This window comes from Bordetella genomosp. 2, assembly GCF_002261345.1.
GTDB lineage: Bacteria > Pseudomonadota > Gammaproteobacteria > Burkholderiales > Burkholderiaceae_B > Bordetella_A.
Window position 1 is genome coordinate 187,306 of record NZ_NEVT01000008.1, and the last position, 15,626, is coordinate 202,931.

The following is a 15,626-nucleotide window of genomic DNA, read 5'->3' on the forward strand; positions in this document are numbered from 1 at the left end:
ACCAAGGACGGGAATTATCCATGACCAAACACTTATCGGGATCCGTCGCCATCGTCGGCGCGGCCGAATCGGACCTGGGCAAAGTGCCCGGACTGAGCGCGCTGGAACTGCAGGGCCAGGCCGCCCAGCGGGCACTGCGCGACGCCGGGCTGACCCTGCGCGACGTCGACGGCGTCTTCGCCCATACCGACGACCGGTTCTCGGGCCTGCAGGTGGCGGAATACCTCGGCGTCCGCCCCCGCTACGTCGACTCCACCAACGTGGGCGGCATGTCCAACGTGCTGCACATCCGCCACGCCATGGCCGCCATCCAGGCCGGCATGTGCGACGTGGCGCTGATCACCTACGGCAGCACCCAGCTGTCGGACGGCTCGCGCAAACTGGGCGTGACGGCCGAAGACGCGCGCAGCCCGCGCGGGCAGTTCATCACCCCCTACGGGCAGCTCAGCCCTATCGGCTACTACGCCATGGTGGCCCGCCTGCACATGCACCGCTACGGCACCACGCCGCAAGCCCTCGCGGAGGTGGCGGTGGCCGCGCGCCAGTGGGCCATGCTCAACCCCAAGGCGTACAAGCGCGACCCGCTGACCATCGACGACGTGCTCGCGTCGGCCTATATCGCCGAGCCGCTGCGGCAGCGCGACTGCTGCCTGGTCACCGACGCGGGCGGCGCGCTGGTCGTCACCGCCGCCGGGCGCGCCCGCGACCTGGCGCGGCCGCCGGTGTACGTGCGCGGCATCGCGGAGGCGTTCTCGCACCACTACACGCCGTTCAACACCAGCGACTGGCTCGACACGCGCGTGGCCGAAACGGCGGAACAGGCCCTGGCGATGGCCGGCGTGTCGCGCGACGACATCGATGTCGTGCAGATCTATGACCACTTCACCATCGGCGTGATCCAGTCGCTCGAAGAACTGGGATTCTGCAAGCGCGGCGAAGGCAAGGACTTCGTGGCGGGCGGGCGCCTGGCGCCCGGCGGCGCGTTTCCCATCAATACCTCGGGCGGCGGGCTGTCGTATAACCACCCCGGCATGTTCGGCATGCTGCTGGTGATCGAGGCCGTGAAGCAGTTGCGGGGCGAATGCTGCGAGCGGCAGCTGCCCGATGCCAGGCTGGCGCTGGTGCACGCGCCGGGGCTGGTGTTCTCCGCCAATACCACCATGATCCTGGGAGTCTGACCATGAACACCGCACAGCGTCCCGTCCCGCAACCCACCGACGTCACCCGCCCCTACTGGGAAGCCGCCGCCGCCGGCCGGCTGGTCATCCAGGAATGCCGGGCCTGCGGCGCGCGCCAGTTCTACCCGCGCGGCTTCTGCGTCGCCTGCCTGTCGGACGAGCTGCACTGGCTGCCGTGCAGCGGCAAGGGCACCATCTACACCTACACCATCAACCACCGCGCCCCCAACGCCCACATGAAGGAACGCCTGCCTTACATCGTGGCCGCCATCGACCTGGACGAAGGCACCCGCATGATCGCCAATATCGTCGATTCCCCGCCGCAGGCGGTGGCGATCGGCGCGCGCGTCGAAGTGGTGTTCGAAGCGCTGGCGGACGGCATGGCGCTGCCGCAGTTCCGCGTCGGCGGCTGAAAAAAACCGCGCCCCGGCGGGGCGCGGCTTCTGCCTCGGCGCCTCTGCTTCAGTCTTCGATGAGGCAATCCACGTAGTAGCGCTTGGTGCCGTCCGGGCCGGTGTCCTCGGCCAGGCCGTGGATGTACGTCTCGAAACCGGGGAAGCGCTCGTTGAACTCGCGGGCGAACTGCAGGTACTGCACGATGGTGCGGTTGAAGCGTTCGCCCGGGATCAGCAGCGGGATGCCGGGAGGATACGGCGTGAGCAGCACGCCGGTGACGCGGCCCTCGAGCTGGTCGATCTCGACCCGCTCGACCTCGCGGTGCGCCATGCGGGCGAACGCGTCCGACGGCTTGAGCGCCGGAACCATGTCGCTCAGGTACATCTCGGTGGTCAGGCGCGCCACGTTGCGCTCGCGGTAGGCTTCGTGGATCTGCTGGCACAGGTCGCGCAGGCCCATGCGCTCGTAGCGGCGGTGGCCGCGGCAGAACTCCGGCAGGATGCGCCACAGCGGCTGGTTGCGGTCGTAGTCGTCCTTGAACTGCTGCAAGGCGGTCAAGAGCGTATTCCAGCGTCCCTTGGTGATGCCGATGGTGAACAGGATGAAGAACGAGTACAGGCCCGTCTTCTCGACCACCACGCCGTGCTCGGCCAGGTACTTCGAGACCAGCGCGGCGGGGATGCCGGTTTCGCCGAAGCTGCCCGACATGTCCAGGCCCGGGGTGATGATGGTGGCCTTGATCGGGTCGAGCATGTTGAAGCCGTCGGCCAGCTCGCCGAAGCCGTGCCAGTGATCGTTGGCTTCCAGCACCCAGTCGTCGCGGTTGCCGATGCCTTCCGAAACCAGCCGGTTGGGGCCCCAGACCTTGAACCACCAGTCGTTCTTGCCGAATTCCGACTCGACCTTGCGCATGGCGCGGCGGAAGTCCATGGCCTCGCGGATGCTTTCCTCCACCAGCGCGGTGCCGCCGGGCGGCTCCATCATGGCGGCGGCCACGTCGCACGACGCGATGATCGCGTACTGCGGCGACGTGGAGGTGTGCATCAGGTAGGCTTCATTGAACACGTTGCGGTCGAGCTTGCGCGACTCGGATTCCTGCACGATGATCTGCGACGCCTGCGAAATGCCCGCCAGCAGCTTGTGGGTCGAGTGCGTGGCGAACACCATGGGCTCTTGCGGGCGCGGGCGGCCCTGGCCGATGGCGTGCATGTCCTGGTAGTACTCGTGGAAGGCGGCGTGCGGCAGCCATGCTTCGTCGAAGTGCAGCGTATCGACATAGTCGCCCAGCTGCTTCTTGATCATCTCGACGTTGTAGATGACGCCATCGTAGGTGCTCTGGGTGAGCGTCAGGATGCGCGGCTTCTTGTTGGCGGCTTCGCGCGCGAACGGGTTGGCCTCGATCTTCTTCTTGATGTTCTCGGGGTCGAATTCCTCCAACGGGATCGGCCCGATGATGCCCAGGTGGTTGCGGGTGGGCCGCAGGAACACCGGGATCGCGCCCGTCATGGTGATGGCGTGCAGGATCGACTTGTGGCAGTTGCGGTCCACCACCACCACGTCGCCGGCAGCCACGTTGGCATGCCAGACGACCTTGTTGGACGTGGACGTGCCGTTGGTCACGAAGAAGCAGTGATCGGCATGGAAGATGCGCGCGGCGTTCAGCTCGGACTCGGCGACCGGGCCGGTATGGTCCAGCAGCTGGCCCAGCTCGTCCACGGCGTTGCAGACGTCGGCGCGCAGCATGTTCTCGCCGAAGAACTGGTGGAACATCTGCCCCACCGGGCTCTTCAGGAACGCCACGCCGCCGGAGTGGCCGGGGCAGTGCCACGAATACGAGCCGTCCTGCGCGTAGTTCACCAGCTCGCGGAAGAACGGCGGCGGCAGGCCGTCGACATAGCTGCGGGCCTCGCGGATGATGTGGCGCGCCACGAACTCGGGCGTGTCCTCGAACATGTGGATGAAGCCATGCAGCTCGCGCAGGATGTCGTTGGGAATGTGCTCCGAGGTGCGCGTTTCGCCGTACAGGTAGATGGGGATGTCGGCATTGCGGAAGCGCAGCTCGCCGATGAAGGCCCGCAGGTTCTTGATGGCGCTGGCCACGTCCTCCGGCGAGTCGACGTCGAACTCTTCATCGTCGATTGACAGGATGAAGGCGCTGGCCCGGCTTTGCTGCTGGGCGAACGAACTGAGGTCGCCATAGCTGGTGACGCCGATCACCTCGACGCCCTCGGCCTCGATCGCGGAGGCCAGCGCGCGAATCCCCAGGCCCGAGGCGTTCTCGGAACGATAGTCTTCGTCGATGATGAAAATGGGGAAGCGGAATTTCATGCGGGCGCTCCTGGGGGCGAGGCAAAACGGAGGCGAGTGTACTGCCAGTCGGGGACGGCAGGGTGACAGAGCGGCGAACCGGCGCGGACGGCGGTTTCGCACGGAGGGGAATTGTAGGACGCTTTGCCACCGGCCGCAGGCGGGCGCAGCACGCGGCATGCCCGGCGCCGCCGGGCGCGGCGGCGCCGGGCCGGCGGCGTGGCGCGCCGCCCGTCGACAGGAACGCCCGCGGGGCGTCAGCGGATGGTGATGGAGGCGCGGTCCATGACCGCGCGCACGTAGTGCTGGAAGAATTCCGGCAGCGACTCGGCTGTGCCGCCACGGATGCGCCGCTCTACCTTGGAGATGGCGCACAGGCAGACGTCGAAGTCGGGTTCGCCGGTGACCAGCACGACCGGATCGTCGTCGTCGCAGACCTCGTAGAGGCCGCCATAATGGCGCCGCGCCACTTCGTACAGGTAGGCGGCCGCGCCCACCGACTGGATCGGCGTCAGGGCCAGGGCGCCTTGGTGCGCCTGTTCGAGCACGCCATCCAGGGCGGTCACGCTGGCGACCGAATAATCGAATGACGAGGTGTCCGGCACGGCGGCCAGGAAGGCCTGGGCCGCGCCATTGACGCGCTCGATGAACTCGTCCTGCACCTCTTCGTCGACTTCCTGCGTCTTCTTCAGAAAACCTAGCATCATTGCCTCCCGCGCCGGCAACCGGCGACAAGGTAAGTTCATTATATTTGCCGGGTTTGGCGGGCAACAGCGCGTACGGGGCCGCTGTTCGAGCCTCGTTACGAACCCCAACGACATGTCACGCGCGCGCCCGCCGCGGCGAAGCGCGGCATGGCCGCGGCCATAGCGCCTTGAAGCGGCAACGCCGCCGCGCGATACTGACACCAAGCGACACGCCTTTTTGTTGCGCATGCGCAACGTCACACGGGTCCGGAGGCCGCATGCAAGTCCTGATCAATATCGACGTCGATGACCTGGATCGCGCCATCCAGTTTTATCGCGACGCTTTCGGATTCGAAGTGACGCGCCGTTTCGGCGCCGACGGCGCCGAATTGACGGGCGCGGGAGCGCCCATCTACCTGCTGCGCAAGGCGCAGGGGTCCCGCCCGGCCGGCACCGTGGCGGGCGGCCGCGACTATGCGCGCCACTGGACGCCGGTGCACCTGGATTTCGTGGTGGACGACGTCGACGCCGCGGTCGGCACGGCGGTGGCGGCCGGCGCGGTACTGGAGGACCCGCCGCAGACCCATGCGTGGGGCCGCATCGCCCACCTGTGCGACCCGTTCGGCCATGGCCTGTGCATCCTGCAGTTCCTGGGGCAAGGCTACGACGCGATCTCGACCGTGGAAAACAGCCCGCCGTGACCTCCGCCAGCCTCATCTACCGGCCCGTCGCCGCAGCCGATTTCGACGCCCTGGCCGAACTGCGCGCCGCCGCGATGCGGGCCAGCCTGGAACAGCTCGGCCGCTACGACCCGCAGCGCTCGCGGCAACGGCTGCGCGACAACTTCGACCCCGTCCGCACCTATGGCATCGAACTCGACGGGCGCCGCATCGGCTTCTATGCCGTGGGCCCCGCCGACGGCGCGCTGCGGCTCGACCATTTGTATTTGCTGCCGGCGGAGTGCGGCCAGGGCCTGGGCAGCCAGGTGATGCGGCATATCATCGCGCAGGCCGACGCGGCGGGACTGGCGCTGCGGGTAGGCGCCCTGCGCGGCAGCGACGCGAACCGCTTTTATCGCCGCCACGGCTTCGTGCAGGTAGCCGAAACCGAATGGGACATCGACTACCTGCGGCCGGCCGCGGCCGGATGATCAGGTGCGCGGCAGGGTGACGCCGCGCTGGCCCTGGTACTTGCCGCCGCGATCGCGGTAGGACGTTTCGCAGACCTCGTCGCTTTCCAGGAACAGCATCTGGGCGCAGCCTTCGCCGGCGTAGATCTTGGCGGGCAGCGGCGTGGTGTTGGAGAACTCGAGCGTGACGTGGCCTTCCCATTCGGGTTCGAGCGGCGTCACGTTGACGATGATGCCGCAGCGCGCGTAGGTGCTCTTGCCCAGGCAGATGGTGAGCACGCTGCGCGGAATGCGGAAGTATTCCACCGTGCGCGCCAGCGCGAACGAGTTGGGCGGGATGATGCACACGTCGCCCTTGAAGTCGACGAACGACTTTTCGTCGAACTGCTTGGGGTCGACGATGGTTGAGTTGATGTTGGTGAAGATCTTGAACTCGTCGGCGCAGCGGACGTCGTAGCCGTAGCTGCTGGTGCCATAGCTGACGATGCGGTCGCCGTTGGCGGTGCGCACCTGTCCGGGCTCGTACGGTTCGATCATGCCGGCCTCGGCCGCGCGTCGGATCCAGCGGTCGCTTTTGATGCTCATGGTGGGGTGCCCAGGTTGATTGTCCGCTATTTTATCGTTTCGGCGGGCCGGGCCCGGCGGGGCGGGATCAACTCCGGCCCGCCGCCCCGGTTCAGTCGGCGAAGAAGGTGCGGTACACCAGGGCGATGCCGTTGACCGCGCCGCCCTTGATGTCCAGCGACAGCCCGCGCGCCAGCCGGTAGCTGGCGCGGCCGACCGTCTCGGAACCGGCCATGGCCTGCTCCACGCTGAGCGTGATGCCATTGGAGAAATGCTTGCTGGCCACCAGGAACTGGGTCGCCAGGTCGCTGTCGCTGTCCAGGTTGACCTGGCTGGCGACGGTCCGGTCGGGCAGCAGGCTGCCCGAACTGCCGATGGCGCCCGAGCGGATGCTGACGTCGTCCAGCCCGAACTGCCGGTAGAACGGCTGGCCGCCGCCCAGCAGCGCGGTGCCCACCGACAGCAGCAAGGCCGCGTCGCTGCCGCTTTCGTCGGGCCCGCGGCCCAGCACCAGCCACGACAGCTTTTCCACGTCGCTGACGTCGGGATAGGACACCAGGTCGATGCGCGGGCGCTGCGCCGTGCCGGTGACCTTGACGCCGGCCTCGACCTGGTCGCCGGTGCGCAGCGCCTCGATGTCCAGCAGCGGGTTGTCGAGCCGGCCCTGGAAGGTCAGCGTGCCGCGGCGCAGGCGCAGTTTCTGGCCATACGCCTCGATGCCGCCGCCGCGGGTGCGCAGCGCCCCCATGCCGGTCAACCGGCCGTCGGCCATCTGGATCTCAATGGCGCCCAGCAGCCCGGCGTCCAGCCCCATGCCGGTGATATAGAAGCGCGGCCCCATGTCGAACTTGAGGTTCATGTGCATCTGGATGGGGGATTCGCGCGCCTGCTCGTCCTCGCCGGCCCGGATGACCCGGACGTCGTCGTCGAGCGCCGGCACGCCTTGCAGGATTTCCAGGCTGAACCAGCCGGCATCCGCCTTCAGGTCGCCGGTGATGGAGATCCGCGGCAACTGGGCGTCGATGGCGACGTTGCCGGACACCATCGCGTAGCGGTCGGAGCGCTGCAGCGCGGGAAACCGATGCAGCTTCACGTTCACCACGCCCTGGGAGGCCAGCAGGTCCCAATGGCCGGTGGCCTCGACGTAGCCGTTCTTCGCATCGGGATTCTCGGTGACCCATTCGCGGGTGCGCCATTCGTCGGGCATGACCCGCAGCGACGCCGGGAACCGCAGCGAATCCAGCACCAGGCGGGTGCCGTCCAGGCGCGCCGCCAGCGTGCCGTCGATCAAGCGCACGCCATCGTCGATGCGGACCACGCGCAGCGCCTGTCCGCTGATGGTGCCCGAGGCATTCCACTTGCCGCCCGGCGTGCCCTGGGCGCTGAGCCTGGCCTGCAGCTTGCCGCGCACCTCCATCGTGTCGCCCACGAACAGGTCGACCCAGGTGAGATCGGCGATATCCGCGTCGAGATCGACGCGCAGGGGCCGCTGCATATTCAGGCCGAGCCCCGCCATGACGCCGGAGGCCGAACCCGAGATCGTGCCCATTTTCGCGGTCCGCACATCGAGCTTGGCGTCGAGCCGGCTGGCGCGCCCGCCGGTGGGCGTGGCGGACAGGTCCACCACCAGGTTCGTCAGCCCCAGCGGGATGGGCGGATCGCCGGGGATGCGCAGGTCGCCGTCGCGGCGGGCGATGCGCGCCTTGCCCGCCAGCGCGCCGGCAAAACGCAGGTCCCACGAGGCGTCCAGGGCGATGCGGCGCTCGCCGTCGGACGGATGCGCATTGACGCGCCGCTGCCCGGCCTGGGCGGCGCGCGCGGCGGCCTGCGGATCGAGCGCGCGCATGATCTGCCGCAGCATCGAGGCGGTGATGACAAGATTGTCGGCGCGGCCAGCGGTCTCCCAGCGCCCGCCGCCGCCGCGCGAGCCCTGGTGCGAGATCAGGGCGCGCTGCTTGTCGGGCAGGGTCAGGCTCAGCTCGGTGGCGCCGGCCTGCCATTGCCATAGCGGCGCCGCCGCCTGGGGCAGGAATGACACAGCCACCGGCCGCAAGGCGGCGGCGAAGCCCATCGAGTCGGCGGTCAGGTGTTCGATGGAGCCGCGCCAGCCGACCTGCCCGGCATCGGGCTGGCCGGCCGGGCCCGGGCCCCAGCCGCCCGCGAAGCGGATCTCGGCGCGCATCGGGGCGCGGCCGAGGGTATCGGCGCGCGCGCCCTCGGGGGTGTAGCGCGCCGTCAAATTGCCCTGGTGCTGCTCCATGCGCCCCCGTAGTTCGCCCTTGAGCGCGGCCCCGCCCGGCAGGCCCGGCCAGAACGCGTCCAGCGCCGGCGCATCGGCATCCACGGTCAGGTTGGCGTCGCCCTGGCTGAACCCGCCCTGTGCCCGTACGCGGTTGCGCCCCAGGGCCAGGTCCAGTTGCAGGTCGTGCAGCGCGTAGCCGGCCAGCGGGTCGGTCGATGCGTTGGCGGGCGCGGCGGCGGCCGGGGCCGGCGCCGCGCCGGACGCGGGCGCCGCTTCGAGGCGCCCCTTCAAGGTGCCGGACAAGGATTGCTTGTTCCAGCGGCTACCCTTGGCCAGGGTGGCCTCGACGTAGGCCTGCTGCAAGTCCAGCGCGCCGGTCACCCGGGCGTCCACCGCCATGCGCGCGCTGAGCAGCGCGGGCGGAATCGCATCGCCCAGGAAGCGCCCGAGATCCAGGCGGTCGGCATCCACGGTGGCCACCATGCGATCGACGCCGGGTTGCAGCGGCAGCGGCTGGCGATCGAGCGTGGCCACCACGCCGGACTGGTCGGCCAGGCGCAGGTTCAGGTTGGCGGTGCGCACCGGGAACGGCTGCCCGAACGCCAGGCCGGCCTGCGCCAGCAGCGTCAGGGCGCCGTCGGCGGTCGCGCCGTTCAGGTAGACATCCAGTTGCGCCAGCGAGCCTTCCGCCTCGGCGCTCAAGGTGGCCGCACACGCGGCCGCGCCAGCCTCCGGCGCGGCCGCGGATTGCGGCGGCTGCGCTTGCCGGGCCGGCTTGGCCTGCTTCGTCCGGACCGGGCGCGCCGGCTTGCCGGACGGCGCATCGCGGGCCGCCAGCATGCGGCTGGCGCACAGCGGAGAATCCGCGCCGACGCCGCGCGCGGCGATGTCGAGGCGGCCCCGCAGGGGCCAGGGTTCGGCCATCTGCAGCAGTTCGACCTGGCCCCGCAGGTCGGCCTCGGCCTGGGCGTGCCCGAGATGGAGACTGGCCAGCTGCAAGCGGGCGTTCCGCGCGCCGGCGGCCAGCGATGCCGCCAGGCCGCTCACCGTCACCGGCAAGGGCGCGCCATCGGCGGCGAGATCCAGCGACCCCAGCGCCAGGCGGTCGACCACTACTTCGACCGGCAGGGCCGGCATCACCAGCGGCTCGTCCGGGGGCGGCGCCTCGTCCGTGGGCGTCAGCGCCACCCGCGCCGCGCCGGCCGACAATTCGCGCACATGCAGCTGCCGCCGGCCCAGCGCGCGCCAGTGCACGTCGAGCCGCAGGTCGGCGATATCGACCTCGGCGCCGGGCAGGGCCAGCTGCAGCCGTCCGACCTGCAGGCCCCCGAGGATGCTGCCGCGCACGTGTTCGGCGCGGCCGTCGAATTGCTGCGCCACCGCGCCCAGCAGCATGCGCGTGCCCGGCTGCGTGCCGGTCAGCCACAGGGCGAACGCGCACAGCAGCACCACCAGCGCGATGGGCAATGGCAGCCACCACACCAGCAGGTGGCGCAGGATGGCGCGCAGGCGGTTCAAAACGCGATCCCCAGCGAAAAGTGCAGGCGCAGGTCGCGCTCGCGCTGCCCGTATGCCAGGTCCAGGAACAAGGGGCCGGCCGGCGTGCGCACCCGCGCGCCGAGGCCGTAGCCCACGTGCATGCGCATCTCGCCGAACGACTCGGCCGCGTCGCCGGCATCGACGAAGGCGGCCATGCCCCAGGTTTCGTTGAAATAGTGGTCGTACTCGATGCTGGCCACCGCCAGCGTGGGCGCGCCGACCACGGCGTCGTCCTTGTCGAGGCCGATGCTCTGGTAGCGATAGCCGCGAATGGACCGCGCCCCCCCGGTGCGGAAGCCGAAGTCATCGGGCACGCGGGTCTTCGAGTCGGACCACACCCGCCCGACTTCGCCGCGTATCGTCAACACGTCGCGCTCGCCCACCGGCCACCACTGCTGGCCGCGCAGGCGCGCGCGGAAATAGGGCTTGCCGGTGTCGAGCACGACGCCCACGCCGCCCCCGACCGCGATCAGGTTGCCTTCGCGGGGATCGTATTTGTTGTTGACGTCGCGGCGCAGCCATTCCGAGGTCAGCGTGGCGGTGGGCAGGTCGTATTCGTCGCCGCCGTCGATCTTGACGTGATCGTGCGCCAGCAGCACGCCCCAGCGGTTCTCGTATTCGACCCGGCTGTCGCCCGCGCCCTTGCGCTCGCGCAAACGCGTGGCGCCCAGCGCGAAGCGCCGCACGTCCAGCCCCTGGATGTCGGAATGGTCGGCCAGCACGCCGATGGAATCCTTCTGGCCCTTCTCGTCCGGCGGCAGATACAGGTCGGCGTAGGCGCGCTGGCGCAGGCGGTCGACGCTGACCCCGCTCTCGAGCGTCACGGGATGGCCGAATACGACGTTCTGGCGGTAGGTGACCTCGGCCCGCACCCCGGCCTCGTCGTCCACCCCCAGCGACGTGGCGACCCGCCGCGCCGGGGCCTCGACCACGCGCACATCGACCGGCAGGGTGACCTCGCCGTCCGAATCGCGCGGCGCCGGCGCCGCGCTGGCCGGGCCGCCCGCCACGGCGGGATCGCCGCTGGGCGTGGCGGCGGCCAGGCCGGTGGAGCCCGGCGCCCGGGCTTCTTCGGTATGCGTGGCGGCCGGCTGGGCCGCGCCCCCCGCCGGACTGCCCAGCGTCACGAAGGCGCCCCGGAAGAACGAGGTCGCCTGCAGCTTCTGCTGCCAGTCGTCGAGCTTTTCCTGGTTGTAAGTATCGCCTTCCCGGTAGCGCACGTAGCGACGCGCGAAGGAATCGGGCACGCGCCGGAAGCCCTCCGTATTGAGCGGCCCCATGCGCACCAGCGGCCCGCTGTCGATGGTGACCGACAGGCGCACTTCGGCGGTGTCGGCATGGACGACCGCATCCGAATCGGCCATGTAGGCGAGCATGAAGTCGCGCGAGGCCACCGCGTCGAGCAAGGCCGCCTTGGCGCGGTTCCATTCGCTGTTGACGAACGGGCGGCCGGCCGGCAGCGACCAGCCCTTGCGCAGCGCGTCGATGCGCTCGGCGTATTCGGGACGCGTCACGCGGCCGGTGAACTTCAGGTCCACCGCGGCCACCATCGCCCGCTCGCCGGGCTGGATGGCGATGTCCCAGGTTTCCCGGCCCATGGCGGTGCCGGTCTCGAGCGTGACGACGGGCGTGAAATAGCCTTGCGTGGCCAGCGCGGCCACCGTGGCGTCGCGCGCGCGCCGCCGCAGGCGGTTGATTTCGCCGCCGTCCTGGTCTTCGGCCAGCCGCGTGATGGCGGCCACGGCCTCGGTGATGGACTGCAGGGCTTCCGGCGGCACGCCGCCGGGGTCGATGATGACCTCGGGCCCCTGCGCACGCGCGCCGCCCGCCGCAAGCAGGCCGACCAGGAGGAGCAGCGCAGCCCGGGCCCGCATGTCAGGCGGGCGGCTGGACGACCACGGGCGGCAGCTTGCCGGCCATGTCGCGCGGCAACGCGGCGATGCCGGCGGCCAGTTTGCGGGCGATGTCGCGGTAGCGGCGCGCGGCCTCGCCGGCGGGATCGGCCACCACCGTGGGCCGGCCCGAGTCGGTCTGGGCCCGGATGTCCAGCGCCAGGGGCAGGCTGCCCAGCCAGGGCGCCTGGTACTGCGCCGCCATGCGCTGCCCGCCGCCCTCGCCGAAGATGTGCTCGGCGTGGCCGCACTGCGAGCAGATGTGCACCGCCATGTTCTCGACGATGCCGAGGATCGGCACATCGACCTTGTGGAACATGCGCAGGCCCTTGCGGGCGTCCTGCAGGGCCAGGTCCTGGGGCGTGGTGACGATCACCGCGCCCACCACCGGGACCTTCTGCGCCAGGGTCAGCGCCAGGTCGCCCGTGCCGGGCGGCATGTCGATGATGAGATAGTCCAGGTCGCGCCAGTTGGTCTGGCGCAGCAGTTGCTCGAACGCCTGGGTCGCCATCGGGCCGCGCCAGATGGCCGGCGCGTCCGCGTCGATGAGGAAACCGATGGAATTGGCCTGCAGGCCGTGGGCCTCAAGGGGCTCCATGGTCTTGTTGTCGTGGCTGACGGGGCGCCCCGTGATGCCCAGCATGGTCGGCACGCTGGGCCCGTAGATGTCGGCGTCCAGGATGCCGGCCGCGGCGCCGTCGGCCGCCAGGGCCAGCGCCAGGTTGACCGCCGTGGTGCTCTTGCCCACGCCGCCCTTGCCCGAGGCCACGGCGATGATATTGCGCACGTTCGGCAGCGGCTTGAGGCCGCGCTGCACGGCATGCGTGGCCACCGCCCAGCCGACCGTGACGCGGGCCTGCGGCGCGCCCGCGGCCGCCAGGGCCTGGCGGGCCGTGCGTTCGATCTCGGCGGCCGCGAACCCCGCCGGGTACCCCGCTGTAATTGTGACCGACGGCGTGTCGCCGCCCAGGTCGATGTCACTGTCCCTTACAAACGAGGCCAGATCCTGACCGGAAAACGCATCTGTTACTGCCCGCAACGCTGCACGGATTTGCGCTGTCGTTATACTCATTACTCAGATTCCCTAGGCAGGACGGCTTTTCGCCGGCCGCTACCCCCAAGGATAGCGGATACGCGGGAACCTTTTGTCCTGTTTTGCATCCGACCATCATGATCGACACTATTTCCCGACTTCTCCGCGCCGTCGCGTTCGCCGTCCTGGCCCTGGCCGGCATGCTGATGGCGCTGGTATTCATGATCTCGACCGCGATCGCGGTGGGCATCCTGTACATCGTGGCCAAGGTGCGCGGCAAGCCGTTCGGCGTGCGCGCCTACTGGAGCCAGCGCCAGACCTCGCGTCCCAGCCCGTTCGGCTCCGGCGCGGCGCCGTTCACCCCGCCGCGCGGCGACGTGATCGACGTCGAGGCCCGCGAAGTCCGCTAGGCCTGTCCCGCCCCCTCTCGCGCCCCTGCGCCGGCCCCGCCCGGCGCAGGGGCTTGTTGTTGCCGCCGTCCGGCGCGCCGCCCCGGCCAGGCCGCTAAAATAGCGGGCTCACCCCTCCCTTCTACCCCGTTCACGATATGTCCCGTACCCTGTTCGTCACCACCGCGCTGCCCTACGCCAACGGATCTTTCCATATCGGCCACATCATGGAATACATCCAGGCCGACATCTGGGTCCGCTCCATGCGCATGGCGGGCCACACGGTACATTTCGTGGGGGCCGATGACGCGCATGGCGCGCCCATCATGCTGAAGGCCGAAAAGGAAGGCATTTCGCCGCAGGAACTGGTGGCCCGCTATGCCGCCGAGCGCCCGCGCTACCTGGACGGGTTCCACATCCGCTTCGACCACTGGCATTCGACCGACTCGGCCGAGAACGTCGCGCTGTCGCAGGACATCTATCGCGCGCTGAAAGCCGCCGACCTGATCGAAACCCGCTCGATCGAGCAGTTCTACGATCCGGTCAAGGGCATGTTCCTGGCCGACCGCTACATCAAGGGCGAATGCCCCAAGTGCCACGCCAAGGACCAATACGGCGACTCCTGCGAGGTCTGCGGGGCGGTGTACGCCCCCACCGAACTGATCAATCCCTATTCCGCCCTGACCGGCGCCACGCCGGTGCTGAAGTCGTCCGAGCACTTCTTCTTCAAGCTGTCCGACCCGCGCTGCGTGGAATTCCTGCAAGGCTGGACCACCGGCGCCAACGCCGCCGGCAACAAGCACCTGCAGCCGGAAGTCCAGGCCAAGACCCGCGAATGGCTGGGCGGCGACGACGGCCAGGCCAAGCTGGGCGACTGGGACATCTCGCGCGATGCGCCCTACTTCGGCATCGAGATCCCGGACGCGCCGGGCAAGTACTTCTATGTCTGGCTGGACGCCCCGGTGGGGTACCTGGCCTCGCTGAAATCGTACTGCGCCAAGGAAGGGCTGGATTTCGACGCCCTGCTCGACCCGCAGGGCGACACCGAGCAAGTGCACTTCATCGGCAAGGACATCATCTACTTCCACGCCCTGTTCTGGCCCGCCATGCTGAAATTCGCCGGCCGCAAGACGCCGGACGCCCTCAATGTGCACGGCTTCATCACGGTCAGCGGCGAGAAAATGTCCAAGAGCCGCGGCACCGGCATCTCGCCCTTGCGCTACCTGGAGCTCGGCATGAATGCCGAATGGCTGCGCTATTACATCGCCGCCAAGCTGAACGCGCGGGTCGAGGACATCGATTTCAACCCCGACGACTTCGTCGCGCGCGTCAACAGCGACCTGGTCGGCAAGTACGTGAACATCGCCAGCCGCGCCGCCAATTTCATCACCAAGCACTTCGACGGCGCGCTGGCCTACGAGGGCGACACCGCGGCCCTGGCGGCCGGGTTCGCGGCCCAGGCGGAATCGATCCGCGCGGCCTTCGAGGCGCGCGAATACAACCGCGCCATCCGCGAGATCATGGCCTATGCCGACGCCATCAACCAGGCCTTCGACACCGCCCAGCCGTGGGTGCTGGCCAAGGGCATCGGCAGCGCCGACGCGGCCCAGAAAGCCCGCCTGCAGGACATCTGCTCGCGCTCGCTGGCCGGCTTCAAGGCCTTGTCGGTGATGCTGGCGCCGGTCCTGCCGGCGCTGTCCGACCGCGTGGCGCGCGAGCTGTTCGGCGCCGACCGGCCGTTCAACTGGGCCGATGCCGCGGTGCTGCCGCAACGTGTGGCGCCGTTCAAGCACCTGATGCAGCGGGTCGACCCGGCCCTGCTCGACCAGCTGTTTGAACCGCCCGTGGCGCCCGCGCCGGCCGCCCCCATGCCGGGCGGCGAGGCGCTGGCCGACACCATCACCATCGACGATTTCGCCAAGATCGACTTGCGCATCGCCAAGATCGTCGACTGCCAGCACGTCGAGGGCTCGACCAAGCTGCTGCAGCTCACGCTCGATGTCGGCGAGGGCCGCCATCGCAATGTGTTCTCCGGCATCAAGTCGGCCTACCGGCCCGAAGACCTGGTGGGCAAGCTCACCGTCATGGTCGCCAACCTGGCGCCGCGCAAGATGAAGTTCGGCGTATCCGAAGGCATGGTGCTGGCCGCCAGCCACGCCGACGAGGCGGTCGATGCCGGCATCTACGTGCTGGAGCCCTGGCCCGGCGCCCAGCCCGGCATGCGCGTGCGCTGAGCCGGCGGCGGCGCCTGCCGCCCGCTTCCCGGCCAGC

At 69.5% G+C, this 15,626-nt stretch carries 12 protein-coding genes; 6 read left to right on the plus strand and 6 right to left on the minus strand.

Annotated elements, in window-relative coordinates; all coding sequences use genetic code 11:
* The first annotated feature begins 20 nt into the window (after positions 1–20).
* Together CAL24_RS19835 and CAL24_RS19840 are read left to right on the plus strand one after the other, a co-directional pair.
* Positions 21–1,178, plus strand: coding sequence for an acetyl-CoA acetyltransferase (locus tag CAL24_RS19835; RefSeq protein ID WP_094807691.1), 1,158 nt, complete (start codon positions 21–23; stop codon positions 1,176–1,178).
* Between the two features lie 2 nt (positions 1,179–1,180).
* A complete protein-coding gene (locus tag CAL24_RS19840; protein WP_094807692.1) occupies positions 1,181–1,591 on the plus strand; it encodes a Zn-ribbon domain-containing OB-fold protein in 411 nt (136 codons plus the stop codon).
* A 49-nt stretch (positions 1,592–1,640) separates the two neighbouring features.
* Here CAL24_RS19840 and CAL24_RS19845 read toward each other — a convergent pair whose 3' ends face one another.
* A complete protein-coding gene (locus CAL24_RS19845; RefSeq protein ID WP_028352733.1) occupies positions 1,641–3,902 on the minus strand; it encodes an arginine/lysine/ornithine decarboxylase in 2,262 nt (753 codons plus the stop codon).
* A gap of 236 nt (positions 3,903–4,138) precedes the next feature.
* A complete protein-coding gene (locus CAL24_RS19850; protein ID WP_038852938.1) occupies positions 4,139–4,585 on the minus strand; it encodes a hypothetical protein in 447 nt (148 codons plus the stop codon).
* A 260-nt stretch (positions 4,586–4,845) separates the two neighbouring features.
* On the opposite strand from CAL24_RS19850, the gene CAL24_RS19855 reads away from it, so the two are divergent.
* The gene (locus tag CAL24_RS19855; protein WP_028352735.1) at positions 4,846–5,268 is read left to right on the plus strand and encodes a VOC family protein; all 423 of its coding nucleotides are present in this window, start codon (positions 4,846–4,848) and stop codon (positions 5,266–5,268) included.
* Entirely contained in the window at positions 5,265–5,717 is a 453-nt protein-coding gene (locus CAL24_RS19860; RefSeq protein WP_249278592.1) for a GNAT family N-acetyltransferase, read from the plus strand. Before CAL24_RS19855 ends, CAL24_RS19860 begins: the two co-directional genes overlap by 4 nt.
* Here CAL24_RS19860 and dcd read toward each other — a convergent pair whose 3' ends face one another.
* The 4 genes from dcd to apbC form a co-directional block, all read right to left on the minus strand.
* The gene (gene dcd / locus CAL24_RS19865; RefSeq protein ID WP_028352737.1) at positions 5,718–6,281 is read right to left on the minus strand and encodes a dCTP deaminase; all 564 of its coding nucleotides are present in this window, start codon (positions 6,279–6,281) and stop codon (positions 5,718–5,720) included. It abuts the gene before it with no gap.
* A gap of 91 nt (positions 6,282–6,372) precedes the next feature.
* A complete protein-coding gene (locus CAL24_RS19870) occupies positions 6,373–10,020 on the minus strand; it encodes a translocation/assembly module TamB domain-containing protein (protein WP_094807693.1) in 3,648 nt (1,215 codons plus the stop codon).
* Complete coding sequence (locus tag CAL24_RS19875; protein ID WP_028352739.1) at positions 10,017–11,915, minus strand: autotransporter assembly complex protein TamA; 1,899 nt, start codon at positions 11,913–11,915, stop codon at positions 10,017–10,019. Before CAL24_RS19875 ends, CAL24_RS19870 begins: the two co-directional genes overlap by 4 nt.
* A gap of 1 nt (position 11,916) precedes the next feature.
* Positions 11,917–13,005: an iron-sulfur cluster carrier protein ApbC gene (gene apbC, locus CAL24_RS19880; protein ID WP_094807694.1), complete on the minus strand. Its 1,089-nt coding sequence runs from the start codon at positions 13,003–13,005 to the stop codon at positions 11,917–11,919.
* 98 nt (positions 13,006–13,103) lie between these two features.
* Here apbC and CAL24_RS19885 point away from each other — a divergent pair, with 98 nt between their 5' ends.
* Both CAL24_RS19885 and metG read left to right on the plus strand, forming a co-directional pair.
* Positions 13,104–13,376, plus strand: coding sequence for a hypothetical protein (locus CAL24_RS19885; protein WP_094807861.1), 273 nt, complete (start codon positions 13,104–13,106; stop codon positions 13,374–13,376).
* A gap of 137 nt (positions 13,377–13,513) precedes the next feature.
* On the plus strand, positions 13,514–15,589 hold the full coding sequence (metG, locus tag CAL24_RS19890) for a methionine--tRNA ligase (RefSeq protein ID WP_094807695.1): 2,076 nt from the start codon (positions 13,514–13,516) through the stop codon (positions 15,587–15,589).
* The last annotated feature ends 37 nt before the right edge of the window (positions 15,590–15,626 follow it).